Below are 16,804 nucleotides of genomic sequence, written 5' to 3'. Positions count from 1 at the left end.
GGGACGCGCCGTCACGCCGCCGGACTGAGGAGGACTGGGAGCCCCCCTCCCGGCGGGTGGGGCGGATGCTCGGTGAGCTCATGCTCACCGCCGGGCTGGTGCTGGTGCTCTTCGCCGCCTACGCGACCTACGGCAAGGCATGGCGGATCGAGTCCGAGCAGAACGCCCTCGCGGGCGAGCTGGACCGGAGCTGGGCGGCGAGCGCCGGACGCCCGGTCGAAGGCCAGCCGATGGCCCGCATCCACATTCCCAAGCTCGGCAGGCAGTGGGCGGTGGTCGAGGGCGTGTCCCAGGCCGACCTCAGGAAGGGGCCGGGCCACTACCCGCGTACGGCCCAGCCCGGCCAGATCGGGAACGTGGCGATCGCCGGCCATCGCATCTCGTCGGTCTTCTGGGACGTCGACAGGCTCGACCGGGGTGACGTGATCGTGGCGGAGACCCGCACCGGCTGGTTCGTCTACCGGGTGGTCAGGCAGCGTCTCGTGCTGCCGCGCCAGGTGGAGGTGATCGCCCCGTCCCCCGGCCGCCCGGGGGAGGCGCCGCGGAAGGCGATGCTCACGCTGACCACCTGCAACCCGAAGTTCCAGAACTGGCAGCGCCTCGTCGTCCACGCCGAGCTGGTGCGGGAGCAGGCCAAGTCACGCGGCCGACCGGCCGAGCTGAAGGGGCATCCGTGATATTCCCGTGGATCTGGGAGCGGCTTCCCGGCGGGCGCTTCGGCAAGCCGCTCTGCTCCGCGTTGCTGATCGGCGCGGTGGTGCTGCTTCTGTGGTTCGTCGTGTTCCCGCTGGTGGACGGCCTGCTGCCCTTCGACGACGTCACGGTGGACGGCCGCTAGCGCGGGTCACCGCCTTCGTGCCGGTGCCGCGAGCAGCGAGCGGTAGAGCGACTCGGTACGGTCGGCCGCGACGTCCCAGGAGTAGCGGCCGAGCACGTCCTCGGCCCTGGCCCGCGCGCCTTCCTTCTCGTGGTCGAGCGCCGCGAGCACCCGCGCCAGGACGTCCCGGAGGTGCTCCTCGTCCCCCTCGCGGAACAGCCGGCCCCCCGGCCCCTCCTCCGCGATCACCTCGCGGTGGCAGCCGATGGAGCTGGCGATCGTGGGCAGGCCGTACGACGTGCCTTCGAGCAGGGCCAGCGGCAGCCCTTCCAGGTGCGAGGGCTGCACGTAGACGGCGGCATGGCGGTAGAGGGACGCCAGTTCGTCGCCGTACACGTAGCCCAGCATGCGCACCCGGGAGTCCGACGCGGCCAGCTCGCGCAGCCGGGAGACGTAGCCGTCGGTGAAGGACGAACCGCCCACGACGGCGAGCCTGACATCACCCTCCACCCCGCTGAACGCCCTGAGCAACAGGTCGACGGCCTTCTCCGGCACGAGCCGCCCGACGAACAGCACGTACTTGCCGGGAAGCAGCCCGCGCCGGATGACGGGGTCGGGGGGTACGGCCGGGACCGGGCGCTCGACCCCGTTCCCGATGTGGACCGTCAGGCGGTCGCGGACCAGGGCGTACTCGTCGGTGATCTCGTCGGAGACCCCGATGACCGCGTCGGGGACGTGCTCGCTCAGCCAGCGGGCGCCGCGCAGCACGGCCTTGGCCACGCCACCCCACTTCTGCCTGCGGTCGTCGTGCCCGTGGATGGTCTGCACGACCCGTGCGCGCGACAGGTAGCGCGGCAGCGGGGAGCACAGGCCGGGGCCGAGCGCGTGGTAGTGGACGATGTCGTGCCGGTCCGCCAGAGCAGCCACGGTGGAGAGCAGGCTGTGGGCGAGGGCGTCGAAGTGCTTGGTGCCGAGGGTGGGCAGGTGCCGCAGCCGCACGCCGTCTATGGCGTCCCTGCGCTCGGACACGTAGTTGGCGCGGCAGTAGACGGTCACCTCGTGCCCTCGGGCGGCCAGCCGCCTCCCGAGATGGGCCACGTGGTGTTCGATGCCGCCGAAGGTGGCCGGGAGGCCGCGCTGGCCGATCATGGCGATGCGGAGCACCCGCGGGCCGGCGGGCGTCGGGGAATATGCGAGGGATCCTGAAGTCTCTGCGGCGGGCATGCCGGAACTCCCCATATAAAACAAGCACGGGACGCGTCTTTGGCCTGGACGTTAGGGAATCGCGGAAGGCGCGGAAAGGGGGGATCAGGGTATTTCCGCGCTCTTCACCATTGGTTGGTCCCCGCGATGGCCCCGAGGTGTGCCGCCGGCCGGGCCCGGACCGCACCGGCCTGATGTTCATACTCGCGCTCTCCATCATTCATGAGCCGTATGGCCGATCTTCCATAAGGTGCCCATAAGATCGCGCCTCCTTTCACGGCCGGACCCGTCCGTGAGCTGGGTGGGGGCGGCCGTCCGGGCCGGCGCCCCACCTTGCGCGAGCATTTGCTGTACAGCAGCTAGGTTTTGCAGGTTTGGAAATGTCCGAACCCCGCGCCGTAAGGGAAAAGTTACGACCCCAGTCAGTTGTCTACGCGTATTTCGGGGTTCGCGTAATGGTGACTGCGCGGTCGGGATATGCGGCGCTATAAATGGCTGTCCGTGCGGAGGGAGAAACGTGATCCGGGTGGCCTCTGCCGTACTCGCGATCGTGGCCATGCTGGCCGCCACCGGTTGCGCCGCCGACCCCGGGGGCCCCGCTCCCGTCGGGACGACGGCCACCCGGCAGGTGCCCGAGCAGCCCTTCGGCCTGAAGTGGGACGGCTACCAGCATCCGCCGAAGTACGACGCCGACATCGAGGCATACGGCGGCGGTGGCACGTTCCACGAGCTCGTCTGGTGCGCCATCGAGGCACGCCAGGGTGAGCGCTACTGGGATCTCGACGACCGGGTCGTGGACGGCCTGCTCTCGTACGGCTACCGCGTCATGCTGCGGATCCGCGTCGGAACATGCTGGGCGAACGGGCGGCCGGCGGCCGGCAGGCCCCGGATCGCCGTCTCCTACCCTCCCGCCGACATCGCCGCCTACCAGGCATTCGTCCGCGACGCCGTGATCCGTTACGCCGCCAGGGGGGTGCACATGTACGGGATCGAGAACGAGATCGACGCGAGGAACATGTGGGGCGGCGACCCACTCGCCTACCGTGACGTGGGCCGCGCCGGGGCGGAGGCCGTACGACGGGCCGATCCGCTGGCGCGGCTGCTGGACGTGGGGCTCACCAGCGGGAGCTACGGCGTCGTCGTGGCCCGCACGATGCTGGACGCCGGCCGGACGGACCGGGCGCTCGCCTTCTACCGCGCCTTCTACGCCCGGGGCGACGGACGGTTCCCCCCGGCCGCCACGGCCGGCGAACTGCGGGCGGTGATCGACTCACCGGCGGGGCGGCGGGCGACCGCCGCCCACGCGGCGGCTTTCGAGCTCGACAGGGCCGGGGTGTTCGACGCCTACCAGCTCCACTACTACGACTCCTGGGCGGCGCTCCCCGAGGTCGTCGACTACATCCGCGCGCAGGCCGGCCCGGCGATGCCGATCGAGGGCTGGGAGGTGGGGTCCTACTGGCCGGGCGGCGACTACGACCCCGTGGCCCATGGCGCCGAGGTCGCCAAGCTGGTCACCATCCTGCTCGCCCGCGGGGTCAAGCGCGTCGTCTACCTCCCGCTGTTCTACAGGCCGGGCGTGGTCGTCTCCGAGGAACACTGGAGAGGGCTGTACGGCGTGGACGATGTCGCCCGCCCGGCCAAGACGGTGTTCGACCAGTTCAGGAAGCGTTTCCCGGCCGGAGTCTGGCACCGGTTGACGCTGCCGGGCCTGGACGGAGGGCTGGTCGACCAGGGAGCCACGACGGCGGTGGTGATGTGGAGCGCCGGAGGGGGCACCGTTTCCCTGTCCCCTCCGGCGGGCGCGACGGCAGGAAGGACGGCGAGGGAGACGGCCGGGGAGACGGCGGGCGCGACGGCAAGGAAGACGGCCGGGAAGACGGCCGGGGAGACGGCCGGGGAGACGGCCGGGGAGACCACCGTCACGGATCTGCCGGACGGCCGGTCGCGCACCTGGCCGGGCGGGACGCTGGAGGTGGGGGCCACGCCCGTCATCGTCACCGTCCCCGCGCCTCTCGCGGACACGCTGCGCTGGCTTGAGCCGACATGATCCCGCACACCGCCTCGCACAGCAGGCCGCGCGTCTCGCCGGGAAAGGGGCTGTACGTCGCCGGCGTCCTCGCGGTCATCCTCGCGGTCCACTGCGGCATCACGTTCGCGTCGGGCGGGTCGCGGACCGACGTCGTCCTTCCGGTCGCCCTCGTGATCGCGCTCGCGCTGACCGTCATGGCCGTCACGCGGTTCACCCTGTTCGTCATCGTCGTCCTCACGGTGCGGGCGGCGCTCGACGCGACCAAGCTGGCGGGCGGCGCCACCGACGGAGGGGAGCAGACGGGCTGGAGCCTGCTCGACCCCTCGACCATGCTCGGCGTCCTGTTCCTGCTCTCGTGCGTGGCCTGGCTGATCGTGCAGGGACGCCGCCCCGCCGGTGAGCGCCCCCACCCCGCGCTGCCCGTCGCGGCGGTGACGTTCCTCGGCGCCTCGCTGCTCAGCCTGCTCGGCTCGCGGGCGCCGGCGGTCAGCGTCGGCGAGGTGTCGCGCATCGCCGCGTTCGTCGTCATGATCTTCGTGGTCGAACGGCTGCTCGCCGACGAGCCCGGTATGCGCATGCCTCTGCTCTGCGCCGTCTTCACCTCGGCCGTGCTTCCGGTGCTCGTGACCGCCTACCAGATCACGACCGGCGACGGGCTGATGGACCTCGACGGCCTCATGCGGCCGACCGGAACGTTCTGGCATCCGAACGCGCTCGGCATGTTCTGCTTCATGCTCCTGATCATGGGCCTGGCGCTGGCGTGGCACGTCCGGGGATGGGCGAGGGTGGCCCTGGTCGTGTTCGTCACCGGGCTCGGCTCCGCCCTGCTGGCGACCGCCGCGCGCGGTCCGTGGATCGCCTGTCTCGCCGGTCTCGTAGTGGTCGGCCTGCTCCAGGACCGGCGCGTCATCTACGGCCTCGTCGTCGTCGCCGGAGGAGTGGTCGCCACGGTGCCGTCGGTGCTCCAGCGGTTCTCCGACCTGGCGAGCAGTTATACGGAGGGGGGCCTTGAGGCCAACTCCCTGGTATGGCGGTTCGACCACTGGATCGCGGCCCTCGGCCTGCTGCCCGGCAACCCGGTCACCGGACTCGGGCTCGGGACCACACGCCTGATCCTCTTCAAGGAGGTGCACAACGACTACCTGCGCGCCCTGGTCGAGACAGGGGCCGTCGGACTGCTGGCCTACCTTGGCCTGCTCGCCGCGCTGTTCGACACCGCGCGGCGGGCACTGCGCGCCACCGACCCGAGGAGGGGCGCGCCCGAGGTCAGCCTGTCTCGCGGGACGGCCGTGGGTTTCGCCGGCTGTGTGGTCGCCTTCAGTGTTTCGGCGATGGCCGACAACATCATGACCGCCGTGGTCGTGATGTGGTATCTCGCGGTGTTCGCCGGGCTCGCCCAGCGCATCGTGGTAGCGGGCAAGGAGACCCCGTGAGGGTGCTGCACGTCAACAAGTTCCTCCACCGCCGAGGCGGCGCGGAGTCGTACATGATGGACCTCGCCGAGGCGCAGGCCGGGCGCGGCAACGAGGTGGCGTTCTTCGCCATGCGCCACCCGGACAACGTCCCGTCGGAGTACGAGCGCCATTTCCCCCGGTACGTGGAGCTGAACCCGATGCCGAGGAGTCCCATCGGCAAGGCCAAGGGCGCGGCACGCATGCTGTGGTCAAGGAGCGCCCGACGCGGGATCGCCAAGGTGGTCGAGGAGTTCCGGCCCGGCGTCGCCCACCTGCACAACGTCTACCACCAGCTTTCACCCTCGGTGGTGGCGGCCCTCGGCGACGCGGGCGTGCCCGTGGTCATGACGCTGCACGACTACAAGCTGGCTTGCCCGACCTACAGCTTCCTCGACCACGGCAAGGTCTGCACGGCGTGCGTGGACGGCGGCCCGATCGAGGCGGTGCGGCGCCGATGCAAGGACGGTTCACGCGCGGCCAGCGCGATGCTGGCCACCGAGACCTGGCTGCACCGCCGCCTCGGCGCCTACGACGGCGTGAACGTCTTCGTCAGCCCGAGCAGGTTCCTGGCGGGGCAGATGACGCGGGCGGGGATCTACCCCGACCGGTTGCGCGTCCTCAGCAACTTCGCCGAGGTCAGCGGGGTCACGCCCAAGTCGGAGCCGGGCGGTCCGCTGGTCTGCGTCGGGCGGCTGCACGAGACCAAGGGCATCGACACGGCCATCCGCGCGATGGGTCTGCTCGGCAAGGACGCCCGCCTGGTCATCGCCGGTGACGGTCCCGAGCGGGAGCGCCTGGAGCGCATGGCCGCCGACCTGGCGCCGGGCCGGGTGCGCTTCCTCGGCCGGATATCGCGTCAGGAGGTGCTCGACCTGCTGGTCTCGGCGACGGCCCTGCTGGTTCCTTCCCGGTGGTACGAGAACCAGCCGATGACGATCCTCGAAGCGTACGCGTGCGGCGTGCCGGTGGTCGGCACCGTGCTCGGCGGGGTGTCGGAGCTGGTCACCGATGGCGCCACCGGGCGGCTGGTCCCGCCCGACGACCCCATGGAGCTGGCGTCGGCGGCGCTCGCGCTGCTGCGCGATCCCCGGAAGAGCCTCGCGATGGGAAGGTCGGCGCGCTCGGTGGCCGCCGACCGGTACTCCTCGGAGAGCCACCTCACCGCTCTCGCGGAGATCTACGCCGAGGCCAGGCGCGCCATGGAGAAGCAGGCGAGATGACGTACGAAGGAGTGGACATGGACGGAGTACGTCCCGACCTCGGCACGCGGGTGCGTGAGCGGCTCATCGGCCGCCCCGACTCGCTCAACACCCGCCTGCGCACGCGGCGGATGATGATGTTGCTGGAGCGGTTCCCCGACCTGGAGCGAATGGAGATCATCGATCTCGGCGGCACCGTGCGGACCTGGACCCGCGCGCCCAAGCGGCCCGCGCACGTCCACCTGGTCAACTTCGAGCCGCCGGTGGACGAGGTGCCCGACTGGGTCACCGTGGAGATCGGCGACGCCTGCGACCTGCCCGGCCACCTCGCCGGCCGGCGCTTCGACTTGGCCTTCTCCAACTCGGTGATGGAGCACGTCGGCGGGCACGAGATGCGCAGGCGGTTCGCCGACTCGGTACACCGCCTGTCCGACCGTCACTGGGTGCAGGTGCCGTACCTGTACTTCCCGATCGAGCCGCACTGGGTCTTCCCGATGTTCCAGTTCCTGCCGCTGCCGGTGCGGACCGCGCTGGCGGCGCGATGGCCGCTGTCGTGGGGGACGCGTCCGCGCGACCGGGCCGAGGCGCTTCCCATGGTGCTGGAGATCGAACTGCTGAGCCGCACCCAGATGCGGCACTACTTCCCGGACTCCGAACTGCTCGCCGAGCGTTTCGCCGGGCTGACCAAGTCGCTCATCGCCTGCCGTGCCGGTTGACGCCACGGCGGTGCAGGCTCGTCAGGGACCGGTCACCGGCGTCCCGTCGGTGTGGGGGAGGATCTCGACGACACCCGCCGGGTCGCCGGACTTCCCGATCCGGTAGGCGAACGATCCCGCCGTGTCGAAGACGTGCGTGTACGAACCCCCCGGCTTCACCTCGCCCGAGGGTTCGCTGCCGTCGATCAGCCGTACGGAGATGGTCTTCGCGGTCTCGTTGCGCCACGTGATCGTCTCACCGGTGCCCGCGACGAGCTGGTGGGGCACCGGTCCCTTCGGCGTGACGCGCACGGTTCCGCCCGCGGCGATCTGGTCCGACGCAGCCCGGGGAAGCGGGGAGGAGGTCACCTCGCGCACCCGCGCCGGGACGGGCCGCTCCTGGGCGCCGACCGCACATCCGGTCACGGCAAGAAGGCCGCTCATCGCCATCGACATTGTGATCAGCCGTCGTCTCATAGGACGGCACTATCCAGCCGCGAAATGCCGAGCCATCATCCGTAAAGTGCTTATAAGGTAAACAATCCACAAAGTCATGGAAGGAAAAGAAGAATCCGGAATATGCGCATTTATGGCCTCGTGTTCTCGTGGCGGACACGCGAAGTTGGTTGGCGGCGAGCCGGGCCGCGTTGATGATCCCTGTGGTGCCGCGCCGAACACTCCCGCTCCTCGCGTCGGAATGCTCGGGCTCAACCGCGGCTCGGTGTTTCCAGAGGATCGAGGATTCATGTCCAGCGAAATCCATGACCGGAAGTCCCGCATGGGAAGTGTGAGCAGGCGCGCCGTCGCGATGATCACGATGATCGTCGCGGTCTGCGCGTTCGCCCTTCCCGCCTCGGCGCTTCCTCCCTTCTCCGACGGCAAGTTCAACTTCACCATGACGGGCGCGGGGTCGGACACGACCTACTTCGCCATGCAGGACCTGGACAAGCTGTTCAACCAGTCGCCGGGCTGCAACCTGACCGTCCCGCCGGCGACCCCGCAGTGGACCTGTCTCGCCGACACGACCAACACGGTCACCACCGAGAACTACGACCACGAGATGGCGGTCGAGCACTTCCCGCAGGGCTCCTCGGCGGGCCTGCGCATGCTGTGCCAGGAGAACGACGGCCTGACCGGCACGATCTACTACAGCTACGCGCGGTCCTCCTCGGCTCCGGCCAGCGTTCCCAGCGAGTGCAAGAACGCCCAGGACCCGCTGACCTACGTCGGCTGGGCCAAGGACGCCATCGCCGTGCCCAAGTGGAAGGGCGGCGCGTCCGACGCCGTCGCCAACCTGTCGGTGGCCCAGCTCAAGGAGATCTTCCTCGGCACGGGCCCCGGCGGCTGCACCCGCAACTGGAGCGAGTTCGGCGGGGCCAACGCGCCGATCCTCGTCCACGGCATCCAGACCAGCTCCGGCACCTACTCCGCGTGGTCGTCCTTCCTCGGCGGCGACCCGAACACCTGTGTCTCCGCCACCGGAGGCCAGCCCCTGTTCGAGAACAACTGCACCCCGATCAACAACCTCGGCACCGCCGACCGCGGCCGCTCGATCTGGGCCCTGTCGTACGGCAAGTACAGCACCGGTGAGGCGGACTGCAGCCTCAGCGGCACGGCGCTGGTCAGCGTGGGCGGCGTCGCCCCGTCGGCCACCACCATCCAGGACGGCACCTACCAGTTCAACCGCACCCTGTTCAACGTGATCCGCCGCAACGGCCCGCCCTGGATCGCCGGCTACGTCGGCCCGAACGGCTGGCTGTGCAAGCCCAACGCCCTCCACAGCAAGCCCGCCGGCGACCCCAACCCCGGAATCCAGAACAGCAACGTGGACCGTAACTGGGGCGTGGCCATCGACCAGGCCATCGCCGCCAACGGCTTCGTGAAGATCCGCCCGACCGGCGACAAGTGCGTCACCTTCGACGTCAACTGAGACAGCCGGCTCGCGACACCCCTCCGGGCCAGGCTCTCGCGAGCCTGGCCCGGTTCCGGCGTGTTCCCTGCCCGTGTTCCAAGGAGGACCCCGTGTACGGCTTCATCGTCGGCACCGGACGCTGCGGTTCGACGCTCGTCCACGAGGTGCTGGCCCGGCACCCGGACGTGGGGTTCGTCTCCAACCTCGACGACCGGTACGCCCGTTGTCCCCGCTGGGTGCGCCGGCGCAGCGGCGCGATCTACCGCAGGGTGCCGCCACGGCTGACCGCCAAGGGCCGCCTTCGCTACGCGCCGTCCGAGGCGTACTCCGCGCTCGCCCGCGAGGTGTCCCCCCTGCTCGTCGACCCGTTCCGCGACCTGCTCGCCTCGGACGTCACACCGTGGCTCGCCGCCCGCACGCGGGCCTTCTTCGAGTCCCGCGCCGCCGCCGAGGGCGCTCCCGCCTACCTCCACAAGCTCACCGGCTGGCCGAGGGCGGGTTTCCTCGGCGAGGTCTTCCCAGGGGCGCGGTTCGTCCACGTCGTCAGGGACGGGCGGGCTGTGGCGAACTCGTGGTCGCAGATGCCCTGGTGGCGCGGCCACCTCGGCCCTGATCGCTGGCACTTCGGCCCGCTGCCGGAGCCGTACCGGCGGGAGTGGGACGACGCGGGACGGTCCCATGTCCACCTCGCCGGGATCGCGTGGAAGCACCTGATCGACGCCTACGACCTGGCACGCGAGTCGCTGCCCGCGGGAGTGTGGCTGGAGGTGCGCTACGAGGACGTCGTCGCCGACCCGCGCGGACACCTGGAGATCATCCTGGACTTCCTCGGGCTGTCCTGGACGGCCGGCTTCGAGCGCGGGTTCGCCAGGCACACCTTCGCCGCGGGCCGCACCGACGCCTTCCGCCGGGACCTCACCCCGGACCAGGTCGACCTGCTCGATCGCTCGCTCGCCGCCCACCTCGTACGGTCCGGCTACGCGACTTGAGCGGCCGAGCCAGACGGGCCGGGGCTCTCAGTTGAGCCGGTGCTGGTCGGCGCGGTCGCTCCGCTCGATCACCCGTACGTCGCCCGGGGACACCTCGACGCGCGGGGGGCCGGAGGCCACGCGCATGGCCGAGACGCGGCGGGAGGGGCTCAGGTGGGCGACCGGACGGCGCTGGCGCAGCAGCTCGCGCAGCACCAAGATGACCACCGCGAGCAGGGCTCCGATCCCTGCGGCCATGGCCGCCGCGCGGGCGGCGAGCGGTCCCTTCCCGACCTCCACCCCCTCTGCGGTCACCGGCGTCATGGACGCCTTGGACTGGGCGAGCCGTGCCTCGGCCTGGCGGAGGTTCTGCTGGACCTGGATGAGGTAGCGGTTCGCCTGGTCGGCCTCGTTCTGGGCCGACATGAACGGCACGATGTCCCGCGTGAGCCGCGTCAGCTGCTTCTGCCGATCGTCGATCGCCTGGAGGATCTCCGCCTTGTCACGCACCCCGGTCGGCGCCGTGAGCTCCGATCGCAGCCGGGTGATCTCCGCGTAGAGCACCCGGTACTGGTCGGGGGCCAGCCCGTTCTTGTTGATGGCCTTCGTCAGGGCCTTCGCCCGGTCCTGGGCGGCCCGCTTCGCCCCTTCCGTGTCTGATCTGGCCCGTTCGACGTAGGGCCGCATCAGCTCGTCCAACGCGGCGACGGCGGCGGCCTTCGTGATCACCGCGGCCTGCCGGGCGTCCGTCCCGGAGAAGACCACCTGGACCACGGCCCCGCGCTCCTTGCCGTTGTCGAGCCTGGTGGTGGACAGCCCCCCGGCCACCGCGTCCGCGTCCGCGCCCGTCTCGCGCACCACCCTCGCGGTCACGGTGGAAGAGGTGACGAGCGTGCGGAAGGTGGCGATGCTCTGCTCGGAGACGGCGGGGCCCGCCGTGTCCGAGGGAGCGGCCACCTGCAGCTCGACGACGTGCCGGTAGGTGGAGGGCTGGACGACCGTCCAGCTCGCGCCGCCGAGCGCGGCGACGATGGGGATGGCGGCCAGCGGAAGGATGATCCCGCGATACCGTCGCCCGTATTCCGAGAGTTCCATCGTGTCTCCTCGGGAGGGTCGTTGGATGGGCTTGACAAGGGCGTTGTGGAACTGCCTGGTCCAGAGCGCGGCCCCGGCCAGGTTGGCGAGGCCCAGGCCCGTCACGGCCCCCACCGCCCCGCCCAGCAGGCCCCCGGCCACGCCGCAGCCGATGGTGAGCGGTACGAGCGCGAGGCGCACCGCTGGGCTGCGGCGGTTGTCGCCCAGGGCGCGCAGGCCCACGATGGGCCCGGTCATGGCGGCCACGCCGGCGTAGATGAGGGCCGTCGGGAGGAGCACGGCCTGCGCCTGGGCCCACGAGCCGCCGACCAGGGCCTTCCCCAGCCCGTCGGGGAAGACCAGGGTGAGCGCCGCGTAGCAGGCGGCCAGCGCTGTCAGCGCTCCCGACTGCGCGACCACCGTGGCGCGCAGTGTCGCGAGGGAACGTCTCGCCGCGCCCACCGCCTGCGGGATCGCCACCAGGCTGCCGGCCTGGAGCACGACGTTCAGCGGGCCGTACACCACCTCGGCGGCGCGGATCGCGCCCAGCGTGGGGAGCCCGCCGACCCAGCCCACGGCCAGCAGGGCCAGGTTGCGGCCGAAGGCGCGGGCGAGGAACTCGACCGTGTAGGCCGGGAGCAGGTCGCGGTGCCCGCGGATCCAGCCGCCCGCGCCCAGGGGGGAGGGCAGCAGGCGGGCCTGCGCCGATCCCGCGAGCGCCGCGACGGCGGCCGAGGCCGCCCAGGCCGTCACCAGCCCGCCCAGGCCGGGACGGCCCGACAGCAGGACCCAGCCGACGCCCGCGACCTGGCCGCCCGCCCAGATCAGGTCGTTGAGCATGGCCTGCCCGGGGCGGCCCGCGGCGATGAACGCGAACCGCCAGGCGTCCTTGAGCAGCAGCCCGGGAAGGAAGATCGCGAGCGGGACGATCGCCTCGGCCACCGCGTCCCCGTACATCGGCCAGGCGGCGAGCAGCAGGGCGCCGCCCAGCAGCCCGATCACCAGCGAGAGCCCCGTCGACTGCCGGGTGCCCCGGCGGTGCTCCGTCGCGCTGACGTGGCTGAACCGCACCAGCAGGGGCTCGGAGACGACCGTCCGCGAGAAGCCCAGGATGATCATGTAGAACGTGTTGGCCACCGCGAACGCCCCCAGCGCCCAGATGTCCACCTCGCGGGCGACGACCACGGTGAGCGCGATGCTGCTCGCGCTGGCCAGCGCTTGGTCGGCGAGCCCCCATGCCGTCTTCGGGGTGAACGCGAGCCTGCCGCGGCGAATGGTGGCCTCCACGGTTCAGAACGTCGAAGGGATCAGGCGCGCGAGTGCCTCGAACCAGATCAGTGCCGTGGCCATCAGTGCCGGAGTGGTGATCAGGTAGGTGGACGTACGGCGCCACCGGCGGTAGAGCACCAGCGTGCCGCTGAGCACGCCGAAGAACACCGCGCCCCACCCGAGGGTCGGCCACCACGCCGAGGGGTCGCGCCCGAGGCCGAGCTCGTCCACCGTGACCCCGCCGTCGTCGTGGGTCTTCAGGGACGCGGCCTGGCCGTCGAGCCTGGCGACCACGGCGAGCCGGCCTCCGGGCCGGTCCCCATCCGAGGTGGTCAGCAGCGTGAGCCGGTTGACGGTCGTCGCCTGCGAGAGGAAGTCCTGCTCACCGGTCCTGGCCCGCATCGTGGTCTCGACCGTGTAGGTGAACCGGCCCTCCTGCGTGGTGACGGCGACCTTGTCTCCCGGCTTGAGCTCCGTGATGCGGGCCAGCGGGGCGCCGTAGAGGTTCCGGTGCCCGGCCAGCACCGCGTTGCCGACCTGGCCGGGCATCGGCGAAGGGCGGTAGTGGCCGACGCCCGACCTCAGCTCGGCGGTGCCGGTGCCCTGGACCACGGCCTCGCGCACGCCGATGCCGGGGATCTCCAGCAGGGCGATCGGCTCGTCGCGCGCCGGGATCGCCGCGAGGTTCTTGTCCCCGGCGACGGGCGCGGCGGCGATCGCCGCCGCGACCTTGAACTTCTCGTTGAGCTGGTCGATCATGACCCGCTGGTTCCGCTCGTAGGTCAGGTGGCCGAACAGGGAGCCGTACAGCGAGAAGGCGACCAGCAGCGCGCCCATCACGGTCAGCCCGGTCATCGCGACGCCGCCGAGCCGCCGAATCTCCGGGGGGAGCCCGTCGACCAGAGCGCGCAGGCTGCGGCGCTTGGTGGCGGGTGCCTGCGGGACGAACGGCGCCGCCACGCCGGGCCCCGGCATGCCGTACGCCGAGGGCGCGGTGTGGACCGGCGCGGCGGGATACCCCGCTGGAGGACCGTATCCCGGCGGCATCCCGTGCCCCCCGGGCATCCCGTACCCCGCCGGTGGCCCGTACCCCGGTGGCATTCCGGGGAACGGGGGGACCATGGCGGGCGGGGCGAGCTGTGCCCACTGCCCGGGGGCGACCTGAACCCACGGGGCCGCGCCGTACGGCTGGGGGGCCGGTGGCCGCGCGGGAGCGGAGGCCGATCCAAGGGCCAAAAGGGCGGTGTCGTAGCGCGAGCGCAGGGTGGCGGCCGAGGCCCTGCCCGCGCCGTCGCCGGGCGCGACGGTCAGCTCCAGCTGTCCGAGCAGCACCGACGCCGAACCCGCGAGGACCAGGGCGTTCGCGTGCCCGGTTCCGTCGCCGGTGCCCGAGACGCGGGAGACGATCTCCTCCAGCCTCTGGATGGCCTGGTCCGCCAGTTCCATGGCCCCCGCGTACGGCGCCGGTCCGCCCGTGGTGTCCAGCGGCGTCATGGGCGCGGGTCCGATGCCGGCGGCATGGTCACAGTGGGGGCGGCGTTCACGCCGGGTGCCGTGGTCGTGGCGGGGATGGGGCCCACGCCGGGGGCGGGGCCTGCGGCGGGTCGTGTGGCGGCCGGGAGAGCCGGTCTGGACCGCGCACGCCACAGCAGGTAACCGCGCCACGTGCCTCCCAGCGAGAGGGCGACCGCGCCGAGGATCAGCAGCATGCCGGTCTGGATCACCCACGAGGGCGCCGGGATCGTGCCGCCGCGCACGCTGCCCTCGTCCGCCACCTGCTGGGGGGCCGAGCCGCTGCCGGCGACCGGGCTGAGCTGCGGCTGGGGCTGCGGGCCCGCCGCGGGCGCCCCTCCGGGGTCCTGCGTCCCCGTGGTCGCGGGGCCGCCGACGGGCTGCGTGCCCGTGGAACCGCCGCCACCCGGCGGGGCCGTGGTCCTGCTCGCGCCGCTCCCGGCGTTGGCGGGGGCAGCGAGAGGACGGTGGGTCTTCGTGACCGTGACGGCCGGCGTCGGCTTCGGCGTGGCCTTCCCGTCGAGCAACGCCGCGCCGGTGTCCTCGGGGCCGGGGGTTCCGCTCTCCGAACGGCCGCCCCCGCCGTTGTTCCCGCCCTCGTTCGAGCCGCCGTTCGAGCCGCCGTCGGTGTTCGACCGCGACGTCGTCGGCGTGGGGGTCGGGGAGGGAGTGATGAGCAGCATGTCGGCGACCGCGACGGCCTGGTCGCGGAGCGCCTGGGGAAGCGGCGCGCCTCCGAGTTCCTCGACCCGGGCCTGCGCCTTGTCACTGACCGCGTACCTGACGAACAGCGACAGCGCCTTGCGCTTCTCCAGGGGCAACGGGTTCTGGCCGTTCGCGTCGGCCTTCGGCACCGCGATGTAGTGGACCATCGGCAGGGAGTAGGCCGCCGCGTTCCCCTTGTCGTCGAAGACCGCCGTGTAGGTGCCGTCGTCGTTCTTCCTCATCGACGAGAAGGCGGCGAGGATCGACTCCTTGGTCGGCTTGACGTACGTCCCGGCGGCGTTCGCAAGGGCGGACACCCCCAGCGGGAATCCCCGTTCGGCGAGGGCCCTGACCTCGGTGATGTCCACGTAGCCGAGGGCCGCCCTCTGGTTCCTGAGCGTCTTGGCGTTCGGGTCCGGCTTGCCCGACTGGTCGAGCTTGGTCAGGTCGCCGAACTGCGTCGCGATCTGCCGGGCGGTCTCGGCGCCGCTCTGGGTGCCACGGGTCCCCGCGGCGCCCGCGAGCAGTTCGAGACCGCCCGGATCGCTGTTGGGGAACTCACGCTTGAACAGGTCGGCCGGGATGTTAGCCGCGAGCCACGAGGACAGCACCTGGTTCTGGGCCGACTGGCCGAGGCGGAAGACGCTGACGACGTCGCGGGGAGGCAGTTCGCAGCCGTGGTTGTCCACGCTGAATAGCGACCTTTGCCCCAGCGCGCTCCAGCCGCTGGTGTAGTCGTTGAGGTAGGCGAGCGCACCGCCCCCGGGCGCGGAGGCCTGGCCGAGCATCCATGCCAGGGTGGTGGGGGTCAGGCGCGCCTCGCGGATCGGACGGCCGGCGATCTCGACCTCGTTCGCGACGGCGAGCGCGGTGAGCGAGATGGGCGCGTACGCCACCTCACCCCCCGCCGTGTCACGGTCGTACGGGATCCCGGTGACGGAGAAGTCGGCGCCGCGTTCGAACCCGCTCTGGAAGCCGGATTTGAGCGTGCCGGCTCCCTGCACGGACGTCGTGCGCGAGAAGCTCACGTCGGCGGCCTTCGGCAGGGCGCGGACGTCGGTCAGCCAGGTCTCGAAGGCCGTGACCACGTTGGAGGCACCGCTGCCGTGGATGTGGTCGCCCACGCGCTCGCCGGTGATCGGGTCGAGCGGGGGCGGCGGCTTCTCGGTGGGGAAGTCCGGTGACACCAGCGCGGGAACGGCGGCGGTGACCGGTGCTCCGTCGCCGCCGGCGGCGAAACCGAGGTCCCCGCTCGCGGCCGCGCGGGCGGGTTCCTTGATGCCCTGCGGCGGCGTCGTCTGGGGAAGCAGCGCCGGTGACGGCGTTGTGACGTACTTCAGCGGCTGCTGCCACTCGCACTCGCTCGCGATCACGATGCAGGGTGCGTTCCGCGAGTTGCAGGTGAAGGGGTAGTTCGCCGTCACGCCGCCGCTGGCGTTCTCGTACACCGTGGAGGGCGTCATCGTGCCCTGTTTGACCGTCAAAACGGCCGACCCCGTGCCGTCCGGCTTGGTGGTGCCTGACTGGCGGATCTGGTGGGCGCACCACTGGAAGGGGTGCCAGTCCTTCCAGCCGTAGGCCTCGCCGTCGTACTCCGACCAAGCTCGGACGGGATCGACGCACTGGGTGAGGACGACCGCCGAGTTCGGCGTGAAGCCCTTCCAGCGGACGGTCACCTCCTGCGCGGCGCCGAGCTTCTGGGCGGGAACACCGTCCAGCCTCGCGCCGCCGTCGGCCGACCACACCTCGACCGTGGGGGTCTCCTCCGCGGCGCGGGCCGCGGACTGCACCGAGACAGGGGTGACCGCCAGAACGGCGGAGCTTCCCGTCACGGCGACCGCCAGCAGTGCCCAACGTCTACGTCGCAACACGTCCGCTCTCCTATATCCAGGAACGGGGGCCGTGCGTCAACGCGCGCGGTTCCCCCCGTATAGGGAAGCGTCCGGGACTTCCTCCGGACAATGGCT

General features: G+C 71.6%; 13 protein-coding genes. 8 read left to right on the top strand and 5 right to left on the bottom strand.

Translation table 11 applies throughout. The features are described from left to right. Nucleotides 1-65: 65 nt before the first annotated feature. A complete protein-coding gene (locus tag AB0B89_RS04875; RefSeq protein WP_358548210.1) occupies nt 66-677 on the top strand; it encodes a class E sortase in 612 nt (203 codons plus the stop codon). Next, nucleotides 674-838: a hypothetical protein gene (locus tag AB0B89_RS04870; protein WP_358548207.1), complete on the top strand. Its 165-nt coding sequence runs from the start codon at nt 674-676 to the stop codon at nt 836-838. The genes AB0B89_RS04875 and AB0B89_RS04870 overlap by 4 nt, the downstream gene beginning before the upstream one ends. A 6-nt stretch (nt 839-844) precedes the next feature. On the opposite strand, the gene AB0B89_RS04865 is transcribed toward AB0B89_RS04870, so the two are convergent. After that, nucleotides 845-2,041: a glycosyltransferase family 4 protein gene (locus tag AB0B89_RS04865; protein WP_358548205.1), complete on the bottom strand. Its 1,197-nt coding sequence runs from the start codon at nt 2,039-2,041 to the stop codon at nt 845-847. A 505-nt stretch (nt 2,042-2,546) separates the two neighbouring features. Here AB0B89_RS04865 and AB0B89_RS04860 point away from each other — a divergent pair. From AB0B89_RS04860 to AB0B89_RS04845, 4 genes are read left to right on the top strand one after another with little or no spacing between them, the layout of a single operon-like run. Next, nucleotides 2,547-4,067 carry a hypothetical protein gene (locus AB0B89_RS04860; protein ID WP_358548203.1) on the top strand — a complete coding sequence of 507 codons (1,521 nt, stop codon included), beginning with the start codon at nt 2,547-2,549 and terminating at the stop codon, nt 4,065-4,067. Continuing rightward, the gene (locus AB0B89_RS04855; RefSeq protein WP_358548201.1) at nt 4,064-5,482 is read left to right on the top strand and encodes an O-antigen ligase family protein; all 1,419 of its coding nucleotides are present in this window, start codon (nt 4,064-4,066) and stop codon (nt 5,480-5,482) included. The genes AB0B89_RS04860 and AB0B89_RS04855 overlap by 4 nt, the downstream gene beginning before the upstream one ends. Next, nucleotides 5,479-6,723, top strand: a complete 1,245-nt coding sequence (locus AB0B89_RS04850) for a glycosyltransferase (protein ID WP_358548198.1) — start codon at nt 5,479-5,481, stop codon at nt 6,721-6,723. The genes AB0B89_RS04855 and AB0B89_RS04850 overlap by 4 nt, the downstream gene beginning before the upstream one ends. A 17-nt stretch (nt 6,724-6,740) precedes the next feature. Then, nucleotides 6,741-7,418 (top strand): class I SAM-dependent methyltransferase, encoded by a 678-nt coding sequence (locus tag AB0B89_RS04845; RefSeq protein WP_358548195.1) that lies wholly within the window; start codon nt 6,741-6,743, stop codon nt 7,416-7,418. Between the two features lie 21 nt (nt 7,419-7,439). Here the strand turns inward: AB0B89_RS04845 and AB0B89_RS04840 are convergent, their stop codons facing one another. Further along, nucleotides 7,440-7,841 (bottom strand): hypothetical protein, encoded by a 402-nt coding sequence (locus tag AB0B89_RS04840; protein ID WP_358548192.1) that lies wholly within the window; start codon nt 7,839-7,841, stop codon nt 7,440-7,442. A 301-nt stretch (nt 7,842-8,142) separates the two neighbouring features. Between AB0B89_RS04840 and AB0B89_RS04835 the strand changes: the two genes are divergently transcribed. After that, entirely contained in the window at nt 8,143-9,327 is a 1,185-nt protein-coding gene (locus AB0B89_RS04835; protein ID WP_358548189.1) for a substrate-binding domain-containing protein, read from the top strand. Between the two features lie 92 nt (nt 9,328-9,419). Further along, nucleotides 9,420-10,298 carry a sulfotransferase gene (locus AB0B89_RS04830; protein ID WP_358548187.1) on the top strand — a complete coding sequence of 293 codons (879 nt, stop codon included), beginning with the start codon at nt 9,420-9,422 and terminating at the stop codon, nt 10,296-10,298. 27 nt (nt 10,299-10,325) lie between these two features. Here the strand turns inward: AB0B89_RS04830 and AB0B89_RS04825 are convergent, their stop codons facing one another. The 3 genes from AB0B89_RS04825 to AB0B89_RS04815 are packed head-to-tail and all read right to left on the bottom strand — an operon-like array spanning nt 10,326 to nt 16,708. After that, nucleotides 10,326-12,638, bottom strand: coding sequence for a hypothetical protein (locus AB0B89_RS04825; protein ID WP_358548184.1), 2,313 nt, complete (start codon nt 12,636-12,638; stop codon nt 10,326-10,328). A 3-nt stretch (nt 12,639-12,641) separates the two neighbouring features. Next, on the bottom strand, nt 12,642-14,114 hold the full coding sequence (locus AB0B89_RS04820; RefSeq protein WP_358548181.1) for a sortase: 1,473 nt from the start codon (nt 14,112-14,114) through the stop codon (nt 12,642-12,644). Further along, nucleotides 14,111-16,708, bottom strand: a complete 2,598-nt coding sequence (locus tag AB0B89_RS04815; RefSeq protein WP_358548178.1) for a hypothetical protein — start codon at nt 16,706-16,708, stop codon at nt 14,111-14,113. Before AB0B89_RS04815 ends, AB0B89_RS04820 begins: the two co-directional genes overlap by 4 nt. Between the last annotated feature and the right edge of the window lie 96 nt (nt 16,709-16,804).

The sequence above is a fragment of the Sphaerisporangium sp. NPDC049002 genome, from assembly GCF_040649355.1.
GTDB lineage: Bacteria > Actinomycetota > Actinomycetes > Streptosporangiales > Streptosporangiaceae > Sphaerisporangium.
Note: the sequence above shows the minus strand (reverse complement) of the source record. Positions and strands in the feature narration are given on the sequence as shown.

Coding starts and splice junctions, on each gene's coding strand:
- AB0B89_RS04875 (WP_358548210.1), top strand. CDS start 66: ATGCTCGGTGAGCTCATGCTCACCGCCGGGCTGGTGCTGGTGCTCTTC.
- AB0B89_RS04865 (WP_358548205.1), bottom strand. CDS start 2,041: ATGCCCGCCGCAGAGACTTCAGGATCCCTCGCATATTCCCCGACGCCC.
- AB0B89_RS04855 (WP_358548201.1), top strand. CDS start 4,064: ATGATCCCGCACACCGCCTCGCACAGCAGGCCGCGCGTCTCGCCGGGA.
- AB0B89_RS04845 (WP_358548195.1), top strand. CDS start 6,741: ATGGACGGAGTACGTCCCGACCTCGGCACGCGGGTGCGTGAGCGGCTC.
- AB0B89_RS04840 (WP_358548192.1), bottom strand. CDS start 7,841: ATGAGCGGCCTTCTTGCCGTGACCGGATGTGCGGTCGGCGCCCAGGAG.
- AB0B89_RS04835 (WP_358548189.1), top strand. CDS start 8,143: ATGTCCAGCGAAATCCATGACCGGAAGTCCCGCATGGGAAGTGTGAGC.
- AB0B89_RS04820 (WP_358548181.1), bottom strand. CDS start 14,114: ATGACGCCGCTGGACACCACGGGCGGACCGGCGCCGTACGCGGGGGCC.